Annotated in this window: 23 protein-coding genes; 14 read left to right on the top strand and 9 right to left on the bottom strand. The window is 45.2% G+C overall.

Features of this window, described 5'->3' with window-relative positions; genetic code table 11:
- Nucleotides 1-55: 55 nt before the first annotated feature.
- Entirely contained in the window at nt 56-934 is an 879-nt protein-coding gene (locus AAA938_RS14080; RefSeq protein ID WP_338229382.1) for a M23 family metallopeptidase, read from the bottom strand.
- A gap of 309 nt (nt 935-1243) precedes the next feature.
- Between AAA938_RS14080 and AAA938_RS14075 the strand changes: the two genes are divergently transcribed.
- The 3 genes from AAA938_RS14075 (at nt 1244) to AAA938_RS14065 (ending at nt 3736) form a co-directional block, all read left to right on the top strand.
- The gene (locus AAA938_RS14075; RefSeq protein ID WP_338229381.1) at nt 1244-2167 is read left to right on the top strand and encodes a radical SAM protein; all 924 of its coding nucleotides are present in this window, start codon (nt 1244-1246) and stop codon (nt 2165-2167) included.
- A gap of 71 nt (nt 2168-2238) precedes the next feature.
- Nucleotides 2239-2664, top strand: coding sequence for a heavy-metal-associated domain-containing protein (locus AAA938_RS14070; protein ID WP_338229380.1), 426 nt, complete (start codon nt 2239-2241; stop codon nt 2662-2664).
- Nucleotides 2665-2671: 7 nt separating this feature from the next.
- On the top strand, nt 2672-3736 hold the full coding sequence (locus tag AAA938_RS14065) for a globin family protein (RefSeq protein ID WP_338229379.1): 1065 nt from the start codon (nt 2672-2674) through the stop codon (nt 3734-3736).
- A 378-nt stretch (nt 3737-4114) separates the two neighbouring features.
- On the opposite strand, the gene AAA938_RS14060 is transcribed toward AAA938_RS14065, so the two are convergent.
- Entirely contained in the window at nt 4115-4657 is a 543-nt protein-coding gene (locus AAA938_RS14060) for a fasciclin domain-containing protein (protein ID WP_338229378.1), read from the bottom strand.
- A gap of 83 nt (nt 4658-4740) precedes the next feature.
- Here AAA938_RS14060 and AAA938_RS14055 point away from each other — a divergent pair, with 83 nt between their 5' ends.
- The 4 genes from AAA938_RS14055 (at nt 4741) to AAA938_RS14040 (ending at nt 7815) form a co-directional block, all read left to right on the top strand.
- A complete protein-coding gene (locus tag AAA938_RS14055; protein WP_338229479.1) occupies nt 4741-4854 on the top strand; it encodes a helix-turn-helix domain-containing protein in 114 nt (37 codons plus the stop codon).
- A gap of 67 nt (nt 4855-4921) precedes the next feature.
- Nucleotides 4922-5902 (top strand): GTP 3',8-cyclase MoaA, encoded by a 981-nt coding sequence (gene moaA, locus AAA938_RS14050; protein ID WP_338229377.1) that lies wholly within the window; start codon nt 4922-4924, stop codon nt 5900-5902.
- Complete coding sequence (locus AAA938_RS14045) at nt 5903-7078, top strand: molybdopterin molybdotransferase MoeA (RefSeq protein ID WP_338229376.1); 1176 nt, start codon at nt 5903-5905, stop codon at nt 7076-7078. It begins immediately after the preceding gene.
- Nucleotides 7078-7815, top strand: coding sequence for a sulfite exporter TauE/SafE family protein (locus tag AAA938_RS14040; protein WP_338229375.1), 738 nt, complete (start codon nt 7078-7080; stop codon nt 7813-7815). The genes AAA938_RS14045 and AAA938_RS14040 overlap by 1 nt, the downstream gene beginning before the upstream one ends.
- Here AAA938_RS14040 and AAA938_RS14035 read toward each other — a convergent pair.
- On the bottom strand, nt 7812-9173 hold the full coding sequence (locus AAA938_RS14035) for a glucoamylase family protein (protein WP_338229374.1): 1362 nt from the start codon (nt 9171-9173) through the stop codon (nt 7812-7814). The genes AAA938_RS14040 and AAA938_RS14035 overlap by 4 nt on opposite strands.
- Nucleotides 9174-9364: 191 nt before the next feature.
- Between AAA938_RS14035 and AAA938_RS14030 the strand changes: the two genes are divergently transcribed.
- Genes AAA938_RS14030 through AAA938_RS14020 form a run of 3 tightly spaced genes read left to right on the top strand, consistent with a single transcriptional unit; the run spans nt 9365 to nt 11129 of the window.
- A complete protein-coding gene (locus AAA938_RS14030; RefSeq protein ID WP_338229373.1) occupies nt 9365-9604 on the top strand; it encodes a MoaD/ThiS family protein in 240 nt (79 codons plus the stop codon).
- Nucleotides 9605-9607: 3 nt separating this feature from the next.
- Nucleotides 9608-10675: a ThiF family adenylyltransferase gene (locus tag AAA938_RS14025; protein WP_338229372.1), complete on the top strand. Its 1068-nt coding sequence runs from the start codon at nt 9608-9610 to the stop codon at nt 10673-10675.
- A gap of 7 nt (nt 10676-10682) precedes the next feature.
- The gene (locus AAA938_RS14020) at nt 10683-11129 is read left to right on the top strand and encodes a molybdenum cofactor biosynthesis protein MoaE (protein ID WP_338229371.1); all 447 of its coding nucleotides are present in this window, start codon (nt 10683-10685) and stop codon (nt 11127-11129) included.
- Nucleotides 11130-11202: 73 nt separating this feature from the next.
- Here AAA938_RS14020 and AAA938_RS14015 read toward each other — a convergent pair whose 3' ends face one another.
- The 4 genes from AAA938_RS14015 to AAA938_RS14000 form a co-directional block, all read right to left on the bottom strand.
- Nucleotides 11203-12999: a hypothetical protein gene (locus AAA938_RS14015; protein ID WP_338229370.1), complete on the bottom strand. Its 1797-nt coding sequence runs from the start codon at nt 12997-12999 to the stop codon at nt 11203-11205.
- 93 nt (nt 13000-13092) lie between these two features.
- On the bottom strand, nt 13093-14316 hold the full coding sequence (locus AAA938_RS14010) for a carcinine hydrolase/isopenicillin-N N-acyltransferase family protein (RefSeq protein ID WP_338229369.1): 1224 nt from the start codon (nt 14314-14316) through the stop codon (nt 13093-13095).
- Nucleotides 14317-14319: 3 nt separating this feature from the next.
- Nucleotides 14320-15699: a flavin monoamine oxidase family protein gene (locus AAA938_RS14005; protein WP_338229368.1), complete on the bottom strand. Its 1380-nt coding sequence runs from the start codon at nt 15697-15699 to the stop codon at nt 14320-14322.
- A 106-nt stretch (nt 15700-15805) separates the two neighbouring features.
- The gene (locus AAA938_RS14000; protein ID WP_338229367.1) at nt 15806-16378 is read right to left on the bottom strand and encodes a TlpA family protein disulfide reductase; all 573 of its coding nucleotides are present in this window, start codon (nt 16376-16378) and stop codon (nt 15806-15808) included.
- A 263-nt stretch (nt 16379-16641) separates the two neighbouring features.
- On the opposite strand from AAA938_RS14000, the gene AAA938_RS13995 reads away from it, so the two are divergent.
- Together AAA938_RS13995 and AAA938_RS13990 are read left to right on the top strand one after the other, a co-directional pair.
- Nucleotides 16642-18882 carry a Tex family protein gene (locus AAA938_RS13995; RefSeq protein WP_338229366.1) on the top strand — a complete coding sequence of 747 codons (2241 nt, stop codon included), beginning with the start codon at nt 16642-16644 and terminating at the stop codon, nt 18880-18882.
- 234 nt (nt 18883-19116) lie between these two features.
- Nucleotides 19117-19695, top strand: coding sequence for a hypothetical protein (locus AAA938_RS13990; RefSeq protein ID WP_338229365.1), 579 nt, complete (start codon nt 19117-19119; stop codon nt 19693-19695).
- A gap of 110 nt (nt 19696-19805) precedes the next feature.
- On the opposite strand, the gene AAA938_RS13985 is transcribed toward AAA938_RS13990, so the two are convergent.
- Nucleotides 19806-22598 carry an outer membrane beta-barrel protein gene (locus AAA938_RS13985; protein WP_338229364.1) on the bottom strand — a complete coding sequence of 931 codons (2793 nt, stop codon included), beginning with the start codon at nt 22596-22598 and terminating at the stop codon, nt 19806-19808.
- A gap of 304 nt (nt 22599-22902) precedes the next feature.
- Here AAA938_RS13985 and AAA938_RS13980 point away from each other — a divergent pair, with 304 nt between their 5' ends.
- Nucleotides 22903-23160 carry a hypothetical protein gene (locus tag AAA938_RS13980; RefSeq protein ID WP_338229363.1) on the top strand — a complete coding sequence of 86 codons (258 nt, stop codon included), beginning with the start codon at nt 22903-22905 and terminating at the stop codon, nt 23158-23160.
- Nucleotides 23157-23930, top strand: a complete 774-nt coding sequence (locus tag AAA938_RS13975) for an XRE family transcriptional regulator (RefSeq protein WP_338229362.1) — start codon at nt 23157-23159, stop codon at nt 23928-23930. The genes AAA938_RS13980 and AAA938_RS13975 overlap by 4 nt, the downstream gene beginning before the upstream one ends.
- A 38-nt stretch (nt 23931-23968) precedes the next feature.
- Here AAA938_RS13975 and AAA938_RS13970 read toward each other — a convergent pair whose 3' ends face one another.
- Complete coding sequence (locus AAA938_RS13970; protein ID WP_338229361.1) at nt 23969-24730, bottom strand: hypothetical protein; 762 nt, start codon at nt 24728-24730, stop codon at nt 23969-23971.
- Nucleotides 24731-24785 lie beyond the last annotated feature (55 nt).

The following is a 24785-nucleotide window of genomic DNA, read 5'->3' as shown; positions in this document are numbered from 1 at the left end:
GAAAGGCTCTTTATTGGAAGTAAAAGAATGAAATCCCGAAAATTCTCGATGCCAATCATTTTCCAGAATACTTTTTCAGTTCTTTTTTATCCAGTTCCTGGATAATCAGTTCCTCAGGATGGGAGGAAGTCACCTGACTTGCCATGGATTCAGTAGAGAACTCTTCCCCTCCGGAAAAAATGTTCACTGGATAATTGATCCACATGACCCCTTGGGTTTGTATTTCCCAACGACTTTGGATCATTTTCACATGATGTTTTTGGGAAGTGGCCTGAAGGGAGGAGGTTCCGATTACCTGACCCGGGATGACTATTTCTCCTACTTCTACGGAAGCAGAGGACTTCTGAAGTCCTGAAAGTCGGGTGAACGTACCGTCTTGGTGGTAGATTTCGATGTAGTTTTCTTTAGAAAAATCATCAAGTCCTGCTTCCCCTTCTTCTTGGTCCATCTGGACCTCAGAAATGATTCCTTTTCTCGGCGCACAGACTTTGGTCTCAGAGTCAAAGTAAATTCCAACTCCCGTGTAGGGAGTAGTTTTTGAAGACTGATTATTTACCGCAAGAGGCCTCATGTCCACTACAGTCCCTTCTTCTACCGGCAACAAGTAAGGCCCCAAGGAGGGGACTTTATTCTGAAAATCGCCTTTGTACAATTTCGTGTTGTAGTTGAAGGAGGTATTTACATTTCCGTAAATGGAAAGCAATTTGACGAGAATGCTTTTTCCCGGCTTTGCAACCTTGAAAAGGAGCTCTCCCTCCGGAGATTCCAAGTTTTCCAGTTTGTTGAATCGAATTTCGATCGTGTAGGGAATTGCTTCTTTATTGAAGGACATCAGGGTCAGATTTCTTTCCTGATCTTGTTCGGCTACGATCTGAACCTGGGAAAAGAGCAGGTTTGAAGTAAAAAATAAGACTAGGGTAAGAAGGGATTTCATGAAAGTCAATGGAATTAAATAGGATGGTGATTTTGAATTTTTGAAAATATAAAAATTGAATTAAAAGTTAGTTTTAAAAGATTGATTTTATAAAAAAAGCCATTTCCTTTCCTCAATATGCATTTCTTGAAAAGTGGGCTACCAAGTCTCTGAATTTGGAGTAGTTTCTGAATTTTCCTTCCACTCAATCCAAATCTCCTTTCCACTTCGTACATCCTTCCAAATTCGGAAATGATGCAGGAAAGATCGGTAAACCATCACAAAACAGCTAAAAATCAATCTTTTGAATCGGGCAAATCAGGGCTGTCTATGAATCACTTGGCAGATTTTATTGCCAAGCACCCGCTCCCAGCCCCTCAGTCCATTGCCAAGCTCCAACTTTTTCTGGGTAAGGTTTGCAATCATTCCTGCTCTTTTTGCCCCCATGATGCCCAGCCCCAAAGTGCGGATTTCATGCGCTACGATACCGTGCATCAAGTGGCTGATTTGATCGAAAGAGAAAGATTTGAAGAAGTCACGCTGAAGGGTGGGGCACCGGAGCTGACCCCTTATTTCCGATGGCTAGTCAGGCAGGTCAGGGAGCGAAGTCCTCAGACAAGAATCGTTTTGCACACGCACATTACGTCCATGAAAAACCCGGGGTTCCGAGGCTCTTTACCCAATTTTTTGAAAGAAAATCAGGTTCACCTTGTCGTCCATGTGCCTACGATAGATGCAGAAGAAATGGATTTACTCCGGGGTGCAGGGACTTTCAAGACTTTTCTTTCAGTGACCCGATACTTTAATCGTCTGGGATATGGTACCGATGATTCACTCAAACTCAATTTGGTTTGGAACCATAGAAAACCTCATGGAACCCAATCTCAGACTGAAACCATAAAAAATTGGGCATCTAAAATGGGTCTTGCTTTTAGTTCGGTTGATGAGAAAATGTATGCTCCGGTAGGGAGAATGCAATCCTGCCTAGCGCAAGAGGGGCAGGAATTGGCTCATTTCCAAGAGTTGTTTTCCCATACCGGGCATTATTCTCGTTCCGATCTACCTTGTCAAGAATCGCTCACCATTGATTGGCAGGGTAATGTATTTAACTGTGAAAATCACCTTTCTGTCAAGGATGGCCGAATTCAGTATCGACTTTTTCATCTGGAGGATTGGAGCAAAGAACGGCTAGGTCAGGTGCGGATTCAACCGGCCCTTCACTGCCTCAGTTGCATGGCCTGTTTCAAAAATTAATTCAAAAAATTTCCATCTCCTCAATCCAAGACGAAAGATCACTTCGTATTTCCCCAAAAATGAAGTAAGCCATGATTAAAAAAATTATTCTCTCACTAAGTGCTGTTGTATTGGCTCTCCTGGTGGTTTTGGGAGTGCACATTTATCAGGTCACCGGAAAAGGCGCACCTGAAGGTCCCAATTGGTCTATGGGAAAGATTGAAGTTGCTGATCGAATGGATACCCTTCAGATCGATGAAGTACAGCAAGATTATTTGCAAAAACCGTACATCCGAGCTTTTCGGGTCAACCGGGAGCAGGGACATTTTATTCTCCTGTACGATCGCAAACAAATCAGCGGGGATGAGCTTGCGAGTGATTTGGGGGATCAGCTTCAAATCCAAGCTTCTTTTTACAGACCCAGTGCAGAGGAATTAGCCAGCAGTTGTCCTGCCATTCCCAAGGACAGTTTTACTTACCAGTTAGGAAGTCTATTTCAATCCATATTTACTAAATAAAACAACTATGAAACTCAAAAATTATTCTTTTGCCAAGCTTTGGATTTTGGGTGTGTTTGTCTTTTTCGCCTGTGGTGAAGATGAACCCATGCCGCCAATGGACAACTCATTTTACTCAACTCAGTTGGGTGGAGAGACTATGGTTCAAGACCCCAACAATCCGGGGCAGATGATCGAGCAGGGCTTTCTCAACCTCCGCACCGTAGTGACCAACACGGTTTTGGAAATCGCTACCAATGAAGGTGGAACCTATGACGATTTGCAGCCTTATTTCTCTGTTCTGTTGAATGAGGTAGGTAGAAATGACCTCTCCGGATTTACCACCTTGGTGGATGATTTTACCCGATTTTTGGCTGAAGCTACAGGGTCCAGAAACTTTCAATACACAGGATTGAATATGGCCGAGGCGCATAATTCTGCCAATCCTAGAATGAATGGCTTGATCAACAATGCCGATTACGATCTGTTCATTCAAGCAGTAGTGGCAGGAGCGGCTGAAGCTGGAATCACAAGTCCGGATGTATTGGGGCCTGTGGCAGAGCTTCTGGAATCGGTCAGAGAACCAATCGTGCAGCGGGCTGATGATGAGGAACTGGATTTGTATACCCGATTGGGAGGCTCAGGCCTGGTCTCTGATCCTGACAATCCAGGGATGTTGATCGAAGCAGGATACCTTCCTTTGAGAGCAGTGGTCACTTCTACCGTTTTGGTTATCGCTACCAACGAAGGTGGGAAATATGATGACCTGCAGCCGTACTTCACTGTACTCTTGAATGAAGTAGGAGCCGGAAATACCAGTGGCTTTACCACCTTGGTCGGAGACTTCTCAGATTTTCTGGCTGCCAATATCGGATCTACCAACATCAGCTACAATGGCCTAAATATGCGTGATGCCCACGATCCTGCAGTCAATTCCAGATTGACAGGATTAATCACTGCCGAAGATTATGATCTTTTCATTCAGGCAGTGGTAGAAGGAGCTTTAGAAAATAATGTGCCTGAGTCAATCATTGGAGAATTCGGAGCTATTCTGAACAGCGACGGTCTTCGCAATGCAATTATTCAGGCGTAAGTAAGGAACCCTACTGAATATGGGGTGAAGTAGAGTTCCGTTTCCCCAGGTTAGGCGACTTTTTGGGGAGGAATGGGCAGCTTTCGGGCTGCCTTTTTTTATGTCAAAAAACAGCCCGACAAGAATTCTTTTCGGGCTTATGTAATTTTTATTTTCTCAAGTGGAAAACCTTCGGGGTTTTCAAAACCCCAAAGGTTACATTTTCAGATTCTGCATTTCCAGTTGCGGTGCAAAGGGCTGTTCGTAGGCTGAATTGGTACTGGATTAAAAACAACAAAGATGGATTAGAGAAATTGATATAATTAATCCTAAATTCAACACAAACAAAAAAGCCAACTCTTCCGAGTCGGCTTAATGATCATTTTGGATTCTATAAGTTTATTCCGGTAGAAGTACAGTGTCAATCACGTGTACTACACCGTTTGTTCCTGCCAAATCAGCAGCTACCACAGTTGCACCACCGATCATTACTTTTCCATCTTTGATAGAGACCGTTAGGTTTTGACCGTTTAGCGTGGTTACTACCTGACCATCACTCAAATCACCGGACATCACATTTCCAGCTACTACGTGGAAAGTCAGGATTCCTGTCAAGGCATCCTTGCTTTCAGGCTTCAAAAGGCCTTCTACTGTTCCTGCAGGAAGCGCTTCAAAAGCAGCATTGGTAGGTGCAAAAACGGTAAATGGTCCGTCTCCGCTAAGTGTCTCAGCCAAACCTGCAGCCTGAACTGCCGCTACCAGGGTAGTATGGTCTGGAGAACTCACCGCGATGTCAACTACGGTATTGGATGGGGCAGGAGTTTCTTCTACTACTTCAACTACTGCTTCTTCTGTGGTTTCTTCCTTTGGTGCACTGCATGCAGTCCATAAGGCTAAAGCAAGGAAGGTGGCGGCCAAAGCCGAAATTCTGTTCATTTTCATTGGGTAAGGGGTTTGATTTTCATGTACAAAACATACATTCCCTGCTATTGTTTTGAATGTCTGTCAATTAAAAATGGAAGAGAATTCATATATCTTCCGAAATCGCCTTTGGGTTGGGATTTAACAAGGTGACCCACTTCAACAACTTCTTCAAAAAGCATGTAAATTTATCCCCAAGCCAGTTTAGAAAGAGGTAGGAGGAAATTGAAACCATTTAGCCCTTTTAGACTTTATTTCTGGAAGAAAAATCATTAATCTAGCTCAATGCTTGTCGATAGTTTTGGACGTATTCACGATTATCTGAGGATTTCCCTCACGGACCATTGCAACTTCCGCTGCACCTATTGCATGCCGCAGGAAGAGATGGAGTGGATGCCCCAGTCCAAACTGATGAGCAAGGAGGAGGTGTTGACTTTGGCTGAGACTTTTATTGGGCTCGGGGTCAAAAAGATTCGACTGACTGGGGGAGAACCTTTGGTGAGGAAAGAGTTTCCTGAGATTTTGGAGCGATTGGCTGATTTCCCGGTTGAGCTTACACTTACCACAAACGGGGTCTTGATTCACAAGCATATTGAGGTGTTGAAAAAAGCCGGGGTTCGCTCTATCAACGTCAGCCTGGACACGCTCAATCGGGAAAAGTTTTTGAAACTGACCCGAAGAGATCAATTCGATCTGGTTTGGGAAAATATTCACCTGCTCCTTCGAGAGGGCTTTCGAGTCAAAGTCAATGCAGTGGCCCTTCATGGATTGATCGAGAAGGAAATTTGTGATTTTGTGGCGATGACGGAAAAGCTTCCCATTCACATGCGCTTCATTGAGTTTATGCCTTTTGCAGGAAATCACTGGCAGAGTAAAAAAGTGGTTACTGCCGCGCAGATGCTGGATTTGGTGAAGGAAAAGTACGAAATCGTCAAGCTGGAAGATAAAAATCACGATACGGCAAAAAAATACAAGGTTCCGGGTTTTGAAGGGACATTTGCCTTTATCACCACCATGAGTGAAAATTTCTGTGCAGGCTGCAATCGCATCCGCCTGACTGCCGATGGCAAGATTAAAAATTGTCTTTTTGGAAAGGAAGAATTGGACCTTTTGGGAGCCTTGAGAAGGGGAGAGGACGTGGAGGAAATCATCCGGCTTTCCATTTCCCGAAAGCACAAAGCCTTGGGCGGTCAGTTTGATCCGGATTACCTCAAGGCCAATCCGGAGGCTATCGAAAACCGAAGTATGATCAAAATCGGAGGCTAAATGATTTCAGTAAACGAAGCGAAGGCGATTCTTCAGAAGCTTGAACTGTCGCGAAATGTCCAAGTTTTACCCATCTCATTAGCCCAGGGATTTTTCTTAGCCAAACCCATCTCCTCCCAATTAGACGTTCCTTCTTTCGATAATTCAGCCATGGACGGCTATGCTTTTTCCTGGGAAGAGGGAGTAAGTCAATTAGAATTGGTCGGGGAAGCGGCTGCCGGTTCTGCCAAACTTCCAATACTCGAGAAAGGACAGACGATTCGCATTTTCACGGGTGCTCCCATGCCTTCAGGTGCTGATTCGGTAATCATGCAGGAGAAAGTGGAGCGAAATGGAAACAGGATTCGCTTCAATCCCGAAGATGCTGCGCAAGGAAATCATGTCCGCTACAAAGGCACGCAGTGTAAAAAAGGAGATATCATTGCCGAAGCTGGCGCAAAAATTACTCCTGGCCTAGTCAGTCTTTTGGCTTCAGTGGGAGTAAAAGAGGTTCCTGTCTATCAGGCTCCAAAAGTCGCCATCATCATCACGGGCAATGAGATTCAGGACTTGGGAAATGAGCTACAAGCCGGCCAAATCTACAATGCCAACGGACCTGCACTGGAATCCTGGCTTAGAAAGCTGCAGGTGAATGAAATCCAAGCGATCAAAGTCCCTGATCAGAAAGAAGCAGTGGTAGAGACACTAGCCCGAGCTTTGGGACAAAATGATTTGATCATATTCACTGGAGGGATTTCGGTGGGAGACTATGATTTTGTCAAAAATGCCGTGGAGGAAAATCAGGTCAAGCAACTTTTCTATAAGCTAAAACAAAGGCCGGGAAAGCCCTTGTATGCAGGACAAAAGGAAGGAAAAGTAGTTTTTGCTCTTCCGGGAAATCCCGGTTCGGTGCTTTCCTGTTTCTTGCAATACGTCAAACCTGTAATTCAAGCTTGGAAAGGAGATGCTGAGGCTTGGAATCATTTTCAAAATCTTCCTTTAGCACATGATTTCGAAAAGAGAATCCCGCTCACCCAGTTTTTAAAAGCAAAAATCCAAAAAGGAAAAGTAGAGGTACTTCAGGGTCAGGAGTCCTTCAACTTGATAGCTTTTGGTCTGGCCGATGGATTTGTGGAAATTCCGGAAGAGTCGTCCTTTGTCAAATCAGGTACCCAATTGAGATTTTATCCCTGGTGATGGAAGACCTGATTTATTACGGCCTGTTTTTCCTGATGCCTTTTGCGGCATTTCTTTATGCCTCGGTCGGGCATGGGGGAGCAAGTTCCTATTTGATGATTTTGGCTTTGTTGGGCTTCGCTCCTGAGGAGATTCGCCCCACCGCCTTGATCTTGAATATGATGGTGTCCATGGCTTCCTTTCTGAATTACCGCAAGGCAGGAGAGTTTCCGACAAGTCTGTTCTGGTCTCTGATTCTGTTTTCAATCCCCGCGGCGTATTTGGGAGGAACCATCCTTTTGGATGCTGCCATTTACAAGAAAGTATTGGGAGCGCTTTTGCTTTTCCCTGCCCTGAAATTTGCCGGAGTTTTTCCGATCGCCGATGAAGTCAAGATCGAGCGGACTTGGTGGATGGGGCCACTCTTAGGGATTTTGATCGGCTTTCTTTCCGGAATGATCGGAATCGGTGGTGGGATTATCCTTACTCCGATTGTCCTGATGTTGGGTTGGGCAGGAGTTAAGGAGACGGCAGCACTGAGCGCCTTGTTTATCTTTTTGAATTCGGTGGCAGGATTTTTTGGAGCAAGTATTTATGAAATCCCCATGAAAGAGGAATTGTGGGTTTTGGTTCCTCTGACCGTTGCTGGAGGGATTTTTGGTGCTTATTTAGGTGCCAAGCGTTTTTCAGTAAAATCTCTCAAATACCTTTTGGCTTTTGTGCTCCTTTTTGCCTCGATCAAATTAATGCTATCCTAATTCGGGATTTCGTAGGAAAAGCCCAACTTCTCCAATCCCTGCTGAATTTCAGGGGCATTCATAACCAACTTCCACCCCAAACCTGATCGGTAGTTTTCAAGCATGGTGACGATAGGTCCCTGATCAAGTGCTAAATATCGCTGAGGAAAAAAGTCATGATGAGGACTCATGGCATCATAAAAACCATAGGGTCCGAAGACTTTTTCTCCATAGTTTTCATAGAGATTCCGCATCACCTTCAAGGATTCCTCAGGGGTGTAGACAATGGAGGAAATAGCAGCAGTGGGGGAGATGACTCCCACATCATCCCCAGGTCGATGGGCATGGTAGAAATTCACCGAATAGGAAGCAGTCAAGCCCCAAAGATCCGCTCCATAGCCTTTGAACTTCCCGGGATTTTCCATGCACCAGGCCCGATTGATAAGGGTTTGGTTTCTGTTTTCCTCCCAGTAGTCCGCATATTGATCTTTAAGTCCTTTGGGATTGATGCTCAGGTAAGAATAGTGAGCCCAAAAAAGCGGACCTCCCAATTCCTCCGCCCCATTATGCTTCAGCTGCAAGGGGAAACCGTAAGGAGTCTCTTTTGGCGAACGAATCCCTCCTGATCTTGCCCAGCCTTGATGGTAGGCTTCCGGATCGATGGGGTGGGTGGGAGAGGCTGCCGCCAAGATGTAGGTTACCAAGGTTTCATTGTAGCCTTCCAATGCAAAATTCATATCCCAGCCAAAATTGGGTGACCAATGCCAGTAAAGCACCTTTTGTCCGTTTCGGGTATGCCAGTTCCAGTCCATTTCTTCCCAGAGGACTTGGATTCGCTGAGATATCTGTTTTTCAGCCTCATTCCCATTTTTGAAATACTCCCTTACTGCCAGAAGCCCTTGCATCAGAAATGCGGATTCTACCAAATCGGCCCCATCGTCTTTCGGACTAAAAGGCTTGGTCTTGCCGGTTTTCCCATCCAGCCAATGCGGCCAAATCCCATGAAATCGATCGGCTTTTTCCAGAAAGGAAAGCATCTTTTCGAATCGAGCTACGGCATCCTCACGACTGATCCAACCCCTTTCTATCGCTCCTAGAATCCCAATCAATCCCATTCCCGTACCTCCTGTGGTGACGATATGCTGATCCTGACCGGGGTAATCTCCATCGATATGAATTCGCTCCGGTGCCATGCCGGAGTTGGGTTCCGCTCCATCCCAGAAGTACTGAAAGGTGTAAAACTGAACCGTGTCGAGCAATTGCTCATCACTAAGCTGAGGTTTGGTATCAGGTGGCTGATTGGATGGATCGCTTTGGCAGGAAAAGAGCAGGAGAAAAGTGAATATTCCGGGCAGAAGTGATAAACAGGTTTTGGGCATGGTTTGGAAGTTTGGGAAAATCTCAGTGATAATACACATTCTTCATCGGGGAAAAAAGGAGGTTAAAAATTCAAGAGCTGGTAAAGAATTGGAGCAATCCCATTAGAATTTTTCGGATTTTCTCACAATTCTTTTACTGGTTAGTTTAATCCAAAGGTGAGCAGTAATTTAGAGCAGACTAGAAGAGAAAGATGTCAGATCAGATTAAAATCAAAGCTTTTGGGATGATTGCGGAAAGAATGGGACAGGAAGAAATCCTGATTCCCAATCCCGGTTCCACAGACCTGTTGCTTCAAAAACTCTATCAGGACTTTCCTCAACTGGAATCCATGAAGTTCAGCTTGGCAATCAATAAAAAGCTTTGCACCGAACCCACAGCCATTCCCCAAGAGGCTGAGTTGGCCCTTTTACCCCCATTTTCCGGAGGATAAGTTATGAATAGATACGACAGACAATTGGTTTTGACAGGATTCGGAATAGAAGGTCAGGCCCGACTTCGAAAATCCTCCATTCTTATGATTGGTGCAGGGGGATTAGGCTGTCCTGCTTTGCTTTACCTCGCAGCATCCGGAGTCGGCAAGATAGGCGTGGTGGACGGCGATCAGGTCAACCTTTCCAATCTTCACCGACAGGTGCTATTTGGTGAAAAAGACTTGGGAAAAAATAAGGCAGAATTGGCAGTTCGTCATTTTCAAAACAAGTACAGCGACATTCAATGGGAGATTTTCCCGGAAATGATCACCAATTCCAATGCCGAGGAACTGATTTCCGGGTATGATCTGATTATTGACGGGAGCGATAATTTTCCCACAAGATATCTGGTCAATGATGCCTGCGTTCTCCTTGACAAACCTTTGGTTTTCGGGGCGATCTATCAGCATGAGGGGCAGGTGGCTGTTTTCAATTGGGGAGAAAAGGCCTGCAATTACCGGGATGTGTATCCCGAGATGCCTTCTGCAGCAGAGATTCCCAACTGTGCAGAAACAGGGGTTTTGGGCGTTTTGCCGGGAATAATCGGAAATCTGATGGCTTTAGAAGCGATAAAGGTCCTTTCCGGTTTTGGTAAGCCCCTGAAGAACCGTATTCTCTTTTTTAACAGTATCAGTTCCCAATCCTACGAGGTGGAGATTTCTCCCAACTCTAAAGGAAGAAATGCCATTCCGGGCAGTATTCAGGATTTGCATGCCTTGGATTATGAATTGGCCTGCGAGGGAGTTAAGCAACTGACCTGGAATGAAGCCATGCGGAAGATGAATTCGGATGTGGCCTTTGTGGATGTTCGTGAACCCGGGGAAATGCCGCCTTTGGAATGTACGGGACTGCAAAAAATCCCTCTATCCACGCTCTCCGACCACTTGGACCAATTGGAAGAAGCGGATGAGGTGCTTTTCTTCTGTCAGACCGGCAACCGAAGTCAGAAAGCAGCACAGCAGCTTCAGCAGGAATTTCCCAAAAAGAAAATCTATTCTATCCGAGGCGGAATCAATGCCTTGAAAACCTAAACCAAAAATGGAAAAAGAACGCAAGCCCAAAAATATCTTCGTACAGGGGCCGATTTCTCCCGAGAAAATCGCACTATCCATCGCCAATCATGCCAGCAAAACCAATATCGGAGGGCATTCCATTTTCTTAGGACAGATTCGAGCTGATGAAAAGCCGGAAGGGAAAGTAATTGCCATAGACTACACTGCCTACGAGGAAATGGCTTTAGAGAAGGCTTTTGAAATCCGTGAGGCCATTTTTGCCAAGTACCCGCTCACCTGCATGCATATTTACCACAGCTTGGGAGAGATCAAAGTGGGGGAAATCTGCCTTTTTGTTTTTACTTCCTCCAAACACCGAAAGGCAGCCATACCAGCCTGTGATGAATTGGTCGAGCGAATCAAAGCCGAACTTCCGATTTGGGGCAAAGAAATCCTAGACACCGAGGGGCATGTGTGGAAGGTGAATACTTGATGTTCTAAGCCTCAGATAAAAAAGGAGCCCCTGCGATTTGCAAAGGCTCCTTTTTGTTTTGGACTCGTCTAAATCAAACTGCCGATACCGCTTTCAATCCCTCCAGTTCCGATTTTAATTCCGCTAATTGACTCTTGATTTTTGCTATCATTTCCTCCGAATCGATGGTAAATTCTTCCACCAAATTCTGGTAATAGTCTAGCCCACCTTGGAGGTTTTTGCGGAATTTCTCCAAAAATGCCTCTTGTTTGGCATTGGCCTCTGGAAGTATTTTTTGAAACTCGCTCTTCAGATGTTCTACATAAAGTTGGGCTTCTTTGACCAGCACATGTGGGCGCTCCGGGTCCAAGGCAATGGAAATCTTGCCATAAATATGATCTACCATTTGCCGAAGACTGAAAATCCCTTTGATATAAGCCAAGTTGGGCCCAGGACAGATGGTAACCGCCTTCAGATTTCTTCTTGGAGTTTCTCCCTGTGCCAAAATCGCCGGAGCACTCAAGCCCTCACAGAGGCAGTCTTTCTGAAGCACTTCCTTGTACTCGTTGTAAGTAGCCTCGCCTGATTGAATTTGCTTGCTTTTCAGATGCTGGTATTGGCGGGAAGCGGTGCAGATTGGAGTTTTGGTAAACTCGGTGCTGAAGCTCAGGAATTTTTTATAGCAAGGACTTCCCGGACGGCCTTTTTCAATGCGGGATTTTCGCTGTTCTTCTCCGCTGCTGGTTTTCAGATTGTTGAATGGAACTCCCAAAGGGGAAGCGTGACTGAGGTAGAAATCAGATTTTTTCGCTTTCAAGATCCGTTGAAGCGTGTCTTCATCGACTGAGGTGGCCTCGGGAACAAGTAAAAATGGACTTCCCCAGCCTGTTCCGTCCAGTTGATAGTGTCTTCGGAGGAAATTATCCTCCTGCGCATTGCCGATTCCACCTTGATAGGTGATTTTGATCAATTCGGTTTCGGGTAAACGAGGGGAGTTTTTCTCATTCAAAGCCTGATTGATAGCTGTTTTCAAGGTCTCGATCAATTGGGTCCGATTGGTTTTAAACTCTTCCAAAATAGGCCCGATCAGGTAGCCGTCGGTGGCAAAAGCGTGTCCTCCGCAATTCAGGCCTGATTCTATCCTAAACTCGGACACCCAAAGCCCTTTATTTGCCAGAAATTTTCCCTGAATCAAAGCAGAACGATAGTCCGAAACTTTCAAAATGATTCGCTTTTGGATATGTCCTTTTTCGTCAGGAAAAAAGCCGGAGAACTGCTCTGCATAGGAGTAAAGCGCAGGATTCAATCCTGCGGAAAATACCACTGCGGCATCCAGCTTGCTTTTGGCAAAGCCCCGAAGCGCAGAAAGCGCATCCGAATATTCCCGAGGTAAATTTTCTCCATCTGCCCCCTGATTGAGCTTATCCACCTTGGTCATGATATTGACATCGATGCTTCCCGGAGTCAGGTAACTACGAATCTGCCTTTTAAGCTGACTTTTCTGATCTGATTCTGCGGTTAAAAACTCACCATAAAGTCGATGCAAGATGTGATCTTTTGGAAGTAGCTCGAGAAAATGCCGGAATTCCGAATCGCTTTCCCAGTCACTTTGAATCAATTCTTCCATCTGGGTTTTAACTACCGAATGAAGCAGATTGAGATAAGCTTCGATTCGCTTGGCCCGATAGTCTTCATCCGTGTCTGGAATAGGTGAAAAAGGCAAATGGAACTTCTGAGAATAGATTTTCCGCATATCCTCCAATAAAAAATCATCCATAATGGAGACCACACTGGATATCCCAAACCGGGCTACTTTGATCGGAGTGTCAACGGTAAATCCTAATCCCATCACGGGAATATGAAAGGTATGAAGCGGGGAATTTTGAAGCATATTCAGACAAAATGGATTGATAGTAAGCTTCAAAAATAACCTGCCGGAATGGCGCTTTTTCCCGCATTTACCCACTTTGGGGAGTGATTAAAATCAGGAAAAATTCCCGATCCATTCTTTGTATTCTTCGAGGCATCTCAAAGTAAGATTTTTCAAATCTGAGTTAGAGGCCTTGTTTTGAAGTAATTGAGATTCTTTTTTCAGCCAGGATTCTTGGAGTAAATCCAATTGCTGTCTGACTATGGGTTGTTTTTTACCATAATCCTCACAGATTTTTTCATGGAGTTTTTTGGCTTGCCACCAGAGACTCTGATCGGGCTCCTCGGATGGACTTAGAAGCTTGAGATCAAAAGATTCTCCAAGAAAAAACGGAACATACACACTCATACAAGGATGGGAAGTGCCTGTCAGCCAAATAGTCGAAGGGGCATCTTTTCGAATCTCGGCAACCATGCTTCCGGTCGTATCCGAAGGGTTGGTAAATCCTGTGGCATGCATGCAAATCGAGGCAGTAGTAGCCTTTTTGGGGTTAAAATCTTCCCGCTCATGCTGCCTCAGTGCTTGGAAAAAGTCGGTGACTTCCAGCTGATTTCTTTTTTCCAAAAATCCCGTCGTGCATGCCTGTCTAAGTTTTGACTTTCCGGCTGTGGTATAAATCAGGTCTGAAAATCTCCCCCGAAAGCTTTCCTTTTTCCCGGAGAATATACCTTGGAGCGTACGAGCTTCCTTTTCAAAATGGGCTTCCTCGTAGTTTTCCTCTAGGGTCAAACCATTGGAAATGCTTCCTATAGAATTGATTTGTCGGTAGGCCCAGGATTTTCCGGCCGTTTCAAGTATATAAGCTTCACAGGGATCTGCAATCAAAAAGCTATTGTGGTAATAAAAATTGCGTTTTTGGTACCCTCCGCAGGCATTTTGACCATATTCTGCCAAGAGTTGGGTGATGACTTTCAAGGCTTCCCTAGCCGAACTGCTTCTCTCCAAAGCCAGTCTGAGCAAGTCCATGCCGGTAAGACCGACTTTCTTTTCGTCAAACTTGATATTGGTAAATACCGCCTCATTTCCGATCACGACTCCGTGTTCATTAACTCCCATTTCCGCGCCCCACATCTGAAAGGGCTTGGACAAAATCACCTCGCGGGTCAATTCCACCTGAGGAACGCTTATGTAGGTGCAATTCAATAATTTTTCTTTGGGAAATTGCCTTGGAAAATGGGCAACGGCCTGCGCTTCCAGCGGTTCCCGGTCGGAGTTTTTCCCAAAAATCAGGTTTCCGGAACTCGTTCTTTCTGGCAGGGCTACTAAGGTGTCGCACATAGATTAAAGCATAATTTCCGATTCGGTTTTTTCCTTTGAAGCGAGGCACTTTTCAGCAGCCAATTCTCCCGCAAGCACCGCTCCCTCGATATAGCCATGCCAGCGTTCGGCGGCTTCGGTGCCGGCAAAGTGGATATTTCCCTCAGATTTTCGATAAGCATCCTGCCAAGCAGTCCAGTTTCCAGGCTGCATCAAAGCAGCATAGCAGCCTCTCGACCAAGTTTCGTCCGTCATCGTAAAATCTTCATATTGGCTGTGATTCCGGGCTTTGTCTCCAAAATACCGAACGAGCACGGCTTCCATTTGCTGCTTTCTCTCTTCTTTGGTTTGAGTAAAGAAGGAATCCGCTCTGCTGCCTATGGTAAATCCCATCAGTATTCCTTTGCTACCATCTGCAGGGGAGCAGTCAAAAAGCGTTTGGAAAGGAACGCTCTCATCTGCAACGCTCTGACCGGAAAAGCCCATTTCTCTCCAAAATGGCTTGTCATAAATCATAAAGCATTTGCCCACCCGACCCATGGGGTAGTTTTTCAGGAGTTGGGTTTTTTCTGGAGAAAGCTCAGGCAGGAAATCTATCTCCGAAAGGAGCGGGGGAGGAACCGCCAAGATGATTTGCTTGCAATCCCATTCGAAACCCTCACCTGAAACTCGGTTTCCCGTTTCTGTTTTTTGAATGTTTTTAACGGGGGAATTGAAGTGGATTTGCTCTGCAAAGCGCTCTGCCATCTTTTCTGCCAAATGTTGCATTCCACCCTTGATTCTGTGTTGCTGAGCTCCATTTTTGATGTTGATCAGGCAATCCAGAGAGGTGCCTGAACGGATGTAAAATAAGGCATGGAGTAGCGAAAGATCTTTTGGGTCGCAGGCAAAAATCGTCTCGCATCCTACCCGGATCACAGTGTATGCGTCGTTGCTTCGGGTATTATTCCGGAGAAACTCCTCCAAAGTCATCTTATCCCAAGCTTTGGCTTTCGCATGCGTCCAAGGTGCGTGAAGCGAAATCGAATTGGCCATTCTTTGCATTTTTCGCATCATCCAATCCAGATTGAGCAAGGCAAAAAGATTCAACTTTGGGATGACTCCACGATAGGTTTTGATACGCTGCCTGAGGTCGATGATGTTTTTTCCGGAGTTGTAAGTTTCGAAAAATTCCACCCCATTTTCCCGGCAAAGCTCATACATTCTGTCCTGAGTCGGGCCGATCCATTGACCGCCAAAATCCAGGTAAAAATCCTCAAATCGCTTGGTGTAGACTCGTCCTCCCAAGCGATCCCGGGCTTCAAGAAGAAGAAAGGAAGTATGGTTTTCGTAAAGTTTTTTGGCAGCGGCCAGACCGGAAAATCCCGCTCCGATGATTAAGACTTCTGTTTTGGGGTGATTCATTTTTGGAAGTTATTCAAATTCCCAAATGATCCCAATTCTGATTAGCCCTTCTCTGATTGCCGGGAAAAAAGATTTCCGCTCCTGGATTTACATATTAATCTAAAACCTATTGTGTGATCAGAAATTCCCGGAATTCATCCGTATTGAAATTGCTCATTCCTTCCTGATAGAAGACGATTTTCCCTTCCTTATTCACCACCAAAGTAGTCGGAATGGATTCGCTTTGGAGACTGGAATTCAGACCAAAACTGGCATGAACCACCGGAAAAGCCCATGTTCTGCCTTCCATGAAGTCTTTGCTTTTTTCAAAGTCCCGATCCAATCCCACCATCAAGAATTCCAAATCCGGTTGGTCTTTGACTGATTTGTAGAGTTCGGAGATGTGCGGCATTTCAGCCCGGCAGGGTCCGCACCAGGAAGCCCAAAGGTTAATGAAAACAGTTTTGCCACGATAGTCTTGCAGATTGACTTCATTCCCCTGCAAATCCACAAATCTACCTCGGTAGTCAAAGTTTTGATCGGTCAGGTCAACTCGTTCCAGTTTGGGTTTGATCAAGCCCGTGGAAAGCAAGACAGACTGTACAGCCCCTTGAATTACCGGCAAGAGCCCGGTGAAATACAGAAAGGCAAAAAAGGCCAAAATCAGACCCCAGGACTTAATTTCTTTTTTCCAATCCATAGTTGGATTTACGATTTTAGAATTACGATTTACGAGATTTTGGGAAGATTTTACACTTCTTTATAACCATACCACTTTTCAACTTTCCCACCTTCCAACCCAATTTTCTAATCTTCCAATTTTTCAATCTTCCAATCGAATTATCTCACAATTTTACTATCAATAAATCAGATCCTTAGTGACAAGTCTTACATTTTGGAGTTTCAGGCAAAAAAAGCAACCTTATCTTGCAGCCTCATTTCTGATCAAGATTTCACCTAAATATGAATTACGAGATTAAAATCGCTTCCGAATTGGGAGTGAAGCCCCATCAGGTTCAGGCGACCATCGAATTGTTGGATGGAGGCGCGACAGTTCCCTTTATTTCCCGCTATCGAAAAGAAGCCACCGGAACCTTGGATGAAGTTCAGGTCGCCAGCATCCGGGATCGGATCGAGCAGTTGAGAGAACTGGATAAGCGAAGAGAAGCTATCCTCAAGTCTATCGAAGAGCAGGGAAAAATGACCCCGGAGCTTAAGAAAGCCATCGATGCTGCCGAAACCATGGCAAAGCTCGAGGATATCTATTTGCCTTACAAGCCCAAGCGAAGAACCAAAGCCACCATCGCCAGAGAAAAGGGCTTGGAACCCTTAGCTGAGAAGATTTTTACGCAGACTTCCTTTGATCTGGAGAACGAAGCCGAAAAATTCCTGAGTGAGGAAAAGGAGGTCTATTCCATCGAGGAGGCCCTTCAGGGTGCTCGGGATATCATTGCGGAGTGGATTAATGAAAAGGCCGAAATCCGGGAGAAAATGCGAAAGCTGTTTCTGGAAGAAGGCACGTTCACCTCACACGTAATCCCTGGCAAAGAGACGGAAGCCATCAAGTACAAGGATTATTTCGACTGGTCAGAACCCATCAAAACAGCTCCGTCTCATCGGGTTTTGGCGATGAGAAGAGGGGAAAAAGAACTCTTTTTGTTGTTGGACTCCTGTCCTGAGGAAGGGGCTGCCTTGGCTGTGATGGAGCGGGAGATTTTGGAAAATGCGGCGAATTCTGCTGTAGATCAAGTCAAACTGGCGATCAAGGACTGCTACAAGCGCCTACTCAAACCCAGCATGGAGACAGAGGTTCGACTTCTTACCAAGAAAAAGGCAGATGAGGAAGCCATCAAGGTTTTTTCTGAAAATCTCCGTCAGCTTTTGCTTGGAGCCCCTTTGGGAGAAAAGTCCGTGATGGCGATTGATCCCGGTTTCCGTACAGGCTGCAAGTTGGTTTGTCTCGGTCCGCAGGGGCAATTGATGCATTACGAGGCTATTTTTCCCCATGAACCCCAAAGACAGACTGCGGTAGCCGGGATGACAGTAAAAGGTTTGGTGGAGAAATTCTCCATTCAGGCCATAGCCATCGGAAATGGAACAGCCGGAAGAGAGACGGAAGCTTTTGTAAAAGGCTTGGGCTTGCCAAAATCAGTCATCATCACTATGGTCAATGAGGCCGGAGCATCCATTTATTCTGCTTCTGAAGTGGCTAGAAATGAATTCCCGGACTTGGATTTGACAGTGAGAGGAGCAGTTTCTATCGGCAGAAGATTGATGGACCCTTTGGCGGAATTGGTGAAAATTGACCCCAAATCCATCGGAGTGGGGCAATATCAGCACGATGTGGATCAAAATGCGCTCAAAAATGCCCTAGATGACACGGTGATGTCTGCTGTGAATGGAGTGGGAGTGGAGGTGAATACCGCTTCCAAAGAACTCCTCACTTATGTATCTGGTTTGGGGCCGGTGTTGGCTCAAAATATTGTCGATTTCCGAACCGAATACGGACCCTTTACCAGCCGCACCCAACTCAAAAAAGTGCCCCGATTGGGCGAAAAGGCCTTTGAACAAGCAGCAGGCTTCCTCCGAATCCAGAATGCCAAGCATCCTCTCGATCGCTCAGCCGTGCACCCGGAGCGCTATGAATTGGTTGAGAAAATGGCCCAAGACCTGAAAGCCTCTGTTTCGGATTTGATGAGTTCGGAGGAATTGAGGAATAAAATTGTCCTTAAAAACTACGTGTCCGAGACTGTCGGTCTTCCCACATTGCAGGATATTTTGGAGGAATTGGCCAAGCCGGGAAGAGATCCACGCGAGACTTTTGAAGTGTTCCAGTTCCAGGAAGGAGTCAATTCCATGGCTGATTTGAAGACAGGGATGAAGCTGCCTGGAATAGTCACCAACATCACCGCCTTTGGGGCCTTTGTGGATATTGGAGTGCATCAGGATGGATTGGTCCATTTGAGTCATTTGGCAGATCGCTTTGTCAAAGATCCCAACGAGATCGTGTCCGTAGCCCAAAAAGTGCAAGTGACCGTGTTGGAGGTAGATATACCCCGAAAGCGAATTGGTTTGAGTATGAAGTCCGACCCTTTTGCGGAGCGTTGCAAGAGTCCTTCAAAAGCTCCTCAAAAGGCCAAAGAACCAAGCAGAGAGCCTTCTATGGCTGATAAGTTAGCCCAGTTGAAAGGGAAATTCAGGTAATCTTTTAAGCTTAAAATTCAATTGATTCTTGCAAAACGCGATCCCAAAAGGATCGCGTTTTTTTGTTCTGAACCCGACTGGATTTTCGCTAAAAAATATTTTTTTCGATTCTTAAAAAGTGATTTTTTTCCTCCCGATATTTCCTAGGTCAAACCCCTTTTCTACAGATACTTTTCATCAGGGATTCTTAAAAAAAGGCATCGACCTTACCCTAAACCCCTTATTTCATTTCCTATGTTTAAAAAAACAGTATTCATCCTGAGTGCTAGTCTCATGATGTGCCTATCTCTTGTTGCCCAAGAAAAAACTCCTGGGGTCCGAGCCAAACTCCTTTTGGAAGGTGGCCTGGAATATGGAGGCGACGAACTTCTTCAGGTCTTTTTCACCAATGGAGAAGATCAGGTCATGAGGGCTGGTCAGGGAGGCTTTTTGTCGGTGGGTGGCCAACTTGATTTTCCAAAAATCAAGCAGCTGATGCTCCGAGGCGGGATCGGCTGGAAATACAATACCACTGCAGCTGATGATGCCAATATTCGATTTACCCGACTTCCCATGTATCTCATGCCTTTCTACAAAATCAATGAGAATTTCCGGTTTGGAGCAGGGATCACCACCCATCAATCTGTCCGGTTCAAAGGAGACGGATTTGTGCCCGATGCGGATATGACAAGTAATTTAGGTGCAAGATTTGAATTTGGATACAAGTGGATAGCACTTACTTATACTTCTATCAAGTATACTTTGCCCAATAGCGAGGTGCTTTCAGGAAGTTCCATAGGTGTAGCTCTTTCGTTTACCATCCCTGGAAGTTGATGCCTTGAATTTCTATAGTCAACTACAGAGCCCAGACCTGTTGAAATCAAAAAAGCTGGAGGCGTGATATCCTTCAGCTTTTTTTATGCTCAACCTGAAATGTTTCTGATTTAGATATCTGACATTCTTCCTCCTCTGCCACCTCCCGCAGAGTCACCGGTATTGATCAGTTCGTTGTAGTCGTCCATATCCATTCCCTTGCTGAAGCGGCGCAAATTGTAGGTAAAGGACAACATGAAGTAGCGCTGGAGTACATTGGTCTGGATATCCTCAATAAATGTCTCCGTTATATTTCTTCGGACATTGGCATTTTGACCCAATAAGTCATAAACCATGATGCTGATTTCTCCTCGTTGGTTTTGGAAGATTTTCTTCCCAATGCTCATATTGATAAGAGAGAAATTGTTGTCAAAACCTTCGGAAAGTCCAGAGTTGATCTGATGGTTCAGGTCAAGTCGATAGATAAATCCTTCCCAGATGATCCAGTTGAAATTGACCCGGAATCGCTGTTGGAAAAAGCGGTCATTGAGATTGGAGTTGAGCGTGTTTTCCACTCGGTTGAAAGAAGATCTTGACCAGATATTGAAGTCAACCTGATCGCTGATGCTGCTATTGATAGAGAATCCGGTGCTGATTCGCTGGGAGTTATTGAATCCGATTTGGTCATTGACCTGACCAGGTCGTCGGGTCACTCCACCTCCCAGATTGAGGTTGAGCTTGGACTTAATAAAATCCAGAGGCATACCGTAGCTTAGCCAGGTTCTCATGTCCCAATATCCATCCAGGTTGACAGGACTATTTAATTGGGAGCCTTTTTCCAGAATGATACCATCCTGGATTTCCGTGGGTTCATCTGCGATAAAAGTACTGTTGGAGATGAAGTTATTGACCAGGGAAGAGCTGGCGAATAAGAACCAACTTTTATCCGTGTCGGGATTTTGACTTCTGAATCGAACACGGAATTGATGGCTGTAAGATTGATCCAGGTCCGGATTACCGGTTCTCAATTGAAGAGGGTTGGAATTGTCAATTACCGGCTGCAGCTGCCTCACTTGAGGTTCGGCTGTGCGCGTGTCGTAGTCCAGTTGGATATTGGTGGTTGGAGAAAACTTGTATTCCATCCTCACGGTAGGCAGGATAGCTTTAAAGTTTCTCTGCAAGGCAAAAGGTTGAGGGAATTCCTGAGAATTGTCCAAATCCGCGTTTTGGTATTGGACCTCGGATTGCATTTTGAAATTCTCAGTGGTGTATTGATAGCCTAGCTCAAACTCCTGGGTGAGATAATCACTTTGAAAGACATTACTTAATGCAGTGTCCAACATCATGATGCCTGTCTCAAAGTCACCGCCTTCCACGTTGAAGATCAATTGCTCAGAATCGTTGTCTCTGTTGCCTACCTCATATTCAATTTCGATTTGGCTCTTTTCACTGAGTGCCTCGGTAAAGGAAAGCCCAACTTCCCATCGGTTGCCTACCCGGTCACGGGTGGTAAGCTGATCAATTTGCTCAACTCGTTCCCCTGATTCTTCAAAGTAGGTGTTTCTTGCTGTTCTCTCGGCTTCATCGTTGTCCCAGCCTCGGTGATAGAATGTTCGCAATGTTACAGTCCTTCCGGGTTTATTGAATTTGTGGCTGTAGAGTAAGCGATTAAAGAAATCAAATTCGGAATAGTCGCCAATTCTGGCGTTTTCCACCTGGTTTATAAGATTCTGACCATTGGTGGTCTCGCCAAAGAAGCCGGAGTTTTCCGTTTCAAATCTTGCTCTAAGCCTTGGGATGTAAAGAATCCTGTTTTTCTCATCCGGATTGTAGTCCAAGCGTAAGTCAGCTTGATGTTCATTATTTACCCTTACATCACGGGAAACCTCCGAGTATTCCTGATCAGATCCATCTGTGGTGACAAAGTCTCGAAACCGGGAAATAATCCCCACATTTTCTCTGTTGGAGTATTGGTAGCTCCCTGTTACCTTGATCTTTTCTCCCCAAAGGTCCGTGTAGTTCATCCCGAGGATGTTCGTCGTCACGATACCTTCCTGAGGTCGTCCATCGGACTGAGTGTTGGCATCACTGGAATAATTGAGCAGGTTGACATTATTGGACAAACCAGTGAAGGTGAATCTTTGGTCTTCATTGAAAGCATTGACACTGGCACCAACCAAATAGCGGTCATCGGTACCATAACCTGCAGTCATTTTGCCGAATTGTCCTTTTCTGCGGTTAGGCTTGGTGATGATATTGATGGTTTTCAATCTTTCTCCATCATCAAAGCCACTCAACTGGGCCTTCTCGCTTTTTTGGTCGAAAATCTCGATGCTCTGAATGACTTCAGCGGGGAGATTTTGAAGAGCAGATTGCACATCATTGCCGAAGAAGGGCTTCCCATCTACCAAAATCTGGGCGATAGCCTCTCCTTGAGCCTGCAAAACGCCACCTTCTGAGACCACGCCCGGTAGTTTTTCAATCAAAACCTGAGCACTGGCGTCTTTCATGGTCTTGAAAGCGTCAGCATTGTACATGGTAGTGTCACTTCGCTGGGTTCCGGTTGATCTTCTGGCAGCGACTACTACTTCTCCCAGAGCTGTTGCTTCTTCTCTAATACTGATAGCTCCCAAGTCCAGATTACTTCTCAGAGAAATAGTTTTAAAGTAATCCTGGTAGCCTAGATATTGAATTTTAAAAAGGTATTCGCCTTCACGGATATTGTTCAGTTCAAATTCCCCATCGATCTCTGATATCGTACCTGTTACCTGTGAAGAGTCGGAAACAGATAGTAAAAGGATATTTGCATAAGGCACAGGCTCGGATTTTCCGTATTCCAATACCCTTCCCTTCACGGTGTAATTCTGGGAAGAAGCATGGAAAGAAAGCCCAAATAGGAAAAATAAAAGGTAGAAATACTTCATGGTTGGTTTGAGTTTACTCGGATGTATTGTCTCTTTAGGTGACAATACACACTATTTACTTACAAAATAACCGGACAAAGGTTTCATATCGATTCATTTATTGGCTGAGCGGTCGAATGGTAAAATGAGTAGCAACCAGTCATGGAAAAAAAGCAAAACTATCCTGTGCTAACCTGAAAATCAGCGGTTTATAGGGAAGAATGAAAAATGACAGTTTTTGTCAGAGAAAAATGTTGATTTTTACATCATTATAATGTTTATAAAAACAACATTTGCTAAATTGGCCCATGTAAATCAATGAGCTATGGAAGCAGTAGACAAAATCAGAATCACATCCAAGGCACTTGCCTCCGGTAATCATCAGGTCAAGTTTTTTGTGGAGGATGAGCAAAGGCCGCAGTATGGCTATCTTTTGGTGAAAGAGCCTAAGCCAGTCGGAGAAATCATCGAACAGATCAAGGCCAAGTTGGAAAGCAGAAAGGAGAAAATGGGGAATTTGAATCCTTTTTTCCCTGTTGCTCCCATGGAAGAAGACCCTAACTTTTATCTCTTTTCCGCATGAGCTACTTAGCCTCTAACCTCCGATATCTCCGCAAAGTCAAAGGAATCACTCAAAGTGACCTCGCGGATCAGCTAGATGTGCAGCGAACGATGATCTCTGCCTATGAAGACGGGCGTTCCGAACCGAAATTAGCCACCTTGCTAAAGATCAGCGATCTACTTGAAGTCGGTCTGGAGGAGTTGATCGAGCATGATATCGAGAGACTGGGACGCAAGGCACTTCAAAAGCGAAAGTTGAATATTCTCACCATTGCGACCGATGAGAATGATCTGGAAAACATTACTCTGGTGGGTCAAAAGGCCTCTGCAGGCTATCTTAACGGATTTGCAGACCCTGAATACATGGAGACTTTGCCGCAGTTTCATCTGCCCAATTTATCCAGACAAGCTACCTACCGAGCATTCGAACTGGCCGGAGACTCCATGCTTCCTTTGATTCCGGGCACCATCGTGATCGGAGCGTATTTGGATCAGCTTACTCAGATCAAAAGCGGGAAAACCTATATTTTGGTCACCCAAACTGAGGGTGTGGTTTATAAGCGGGTATTTAACTACCTGGCAGAAAACGGCAAACTCTTCCTGGTATCGGACAATGAGCATTACAAGCCCTATGAAGTCAAAGGGGAAGATGTATTGGAAGTTTGGGAGGCCAAAGCCTTTATCAGCACAGATTTTCCCAATCCAGGAGACAAGAAAAATCCGCTTACTCTGGAAGATTTGGGGAAAATGATTCAGGACATCCACTCAGACCTGAAAAAGATCACGGGATAGGATTAGGAAGACCATTCCTTTTCTAGGGAAATTCCAAATCAGGAATCGATCAGTTCATCAAGCCTGTTTTTGATTTTGCCGACAGCATCAAATGAAGGGTCAATATTGACTACTCCTTTGCCCAATTCGTGCCAGTAGCCGTCTCCGCAATCAATGTAAGTCCCACTTTTCGTTCCGGGAGTTTCCTTGGCCATTTCGTAATGATAGTCTGGGGTGAAAATCAACTTCATCAGTTGGATGGCATATTCCCAATTGAGATTTCGGGTTTTTCCGCCCTGATCAAAAATTACCTGCCTGTGGGAAAATTGAACTGTCAGGCTGCAATCCAAGGTCTTTTCTGAGTCGACTTTTCGAAAATGAATCTGAAGTGGGGCTTCCTTTTTGACTGTCTCGTAAATGGCCTGAATGAGGTCTTGGGCCATTAGTTGCCATTCCTCTTGATTGGAGGGGATTTTTACCCCCTCATCTTTCCCCTGGGCCTGAGGAGTCAGGGAGATTCCACCATCTTCTATATCCTTGCTGGTCCACTTGCTGCCGGAATACAATTCCTGAATCGGTTGAATCCAGACTTGGTCCAAAGGTCCTTGATATCTGTAATCATCGTTGAGAGTAAATCCCTCATCCAAAATTTCCTCTTCGGAAAGCTCCTCCCGCTCGGTGTAGTGTAGGTCAAGCTGTACTTCCAAGTTTCCTTTTTTCCAATCCAAAGCCAATCGGAACACATGACTGTAAGGTGGTGGAACCAGTCCTGAATCGTATTCCAGAATCAAACCGGTGAGGGAGTTTTTAGAAGAGCTCATGCCTTTAATTTTTTGCCAAAAGTAGGGCTTTTCGAGGAATTGATGAGAAAATCCC

Origin of the sequence: Algoriphagus taiwanensis, from assembly GCF_036245645.1 — a bacterium.
GTDB classification, from domain to species: Bacteria; Bacteroidota; Bacteroidia; order Cytophagales; family Cyclobacteriaceae; genus Algoriphagus; species Algoriphagus taiwanensis.
Note: the sequence above shows the minus strand (reverse complement) of the source record. Positions and strands in the feature narration are given on the sequence as shown.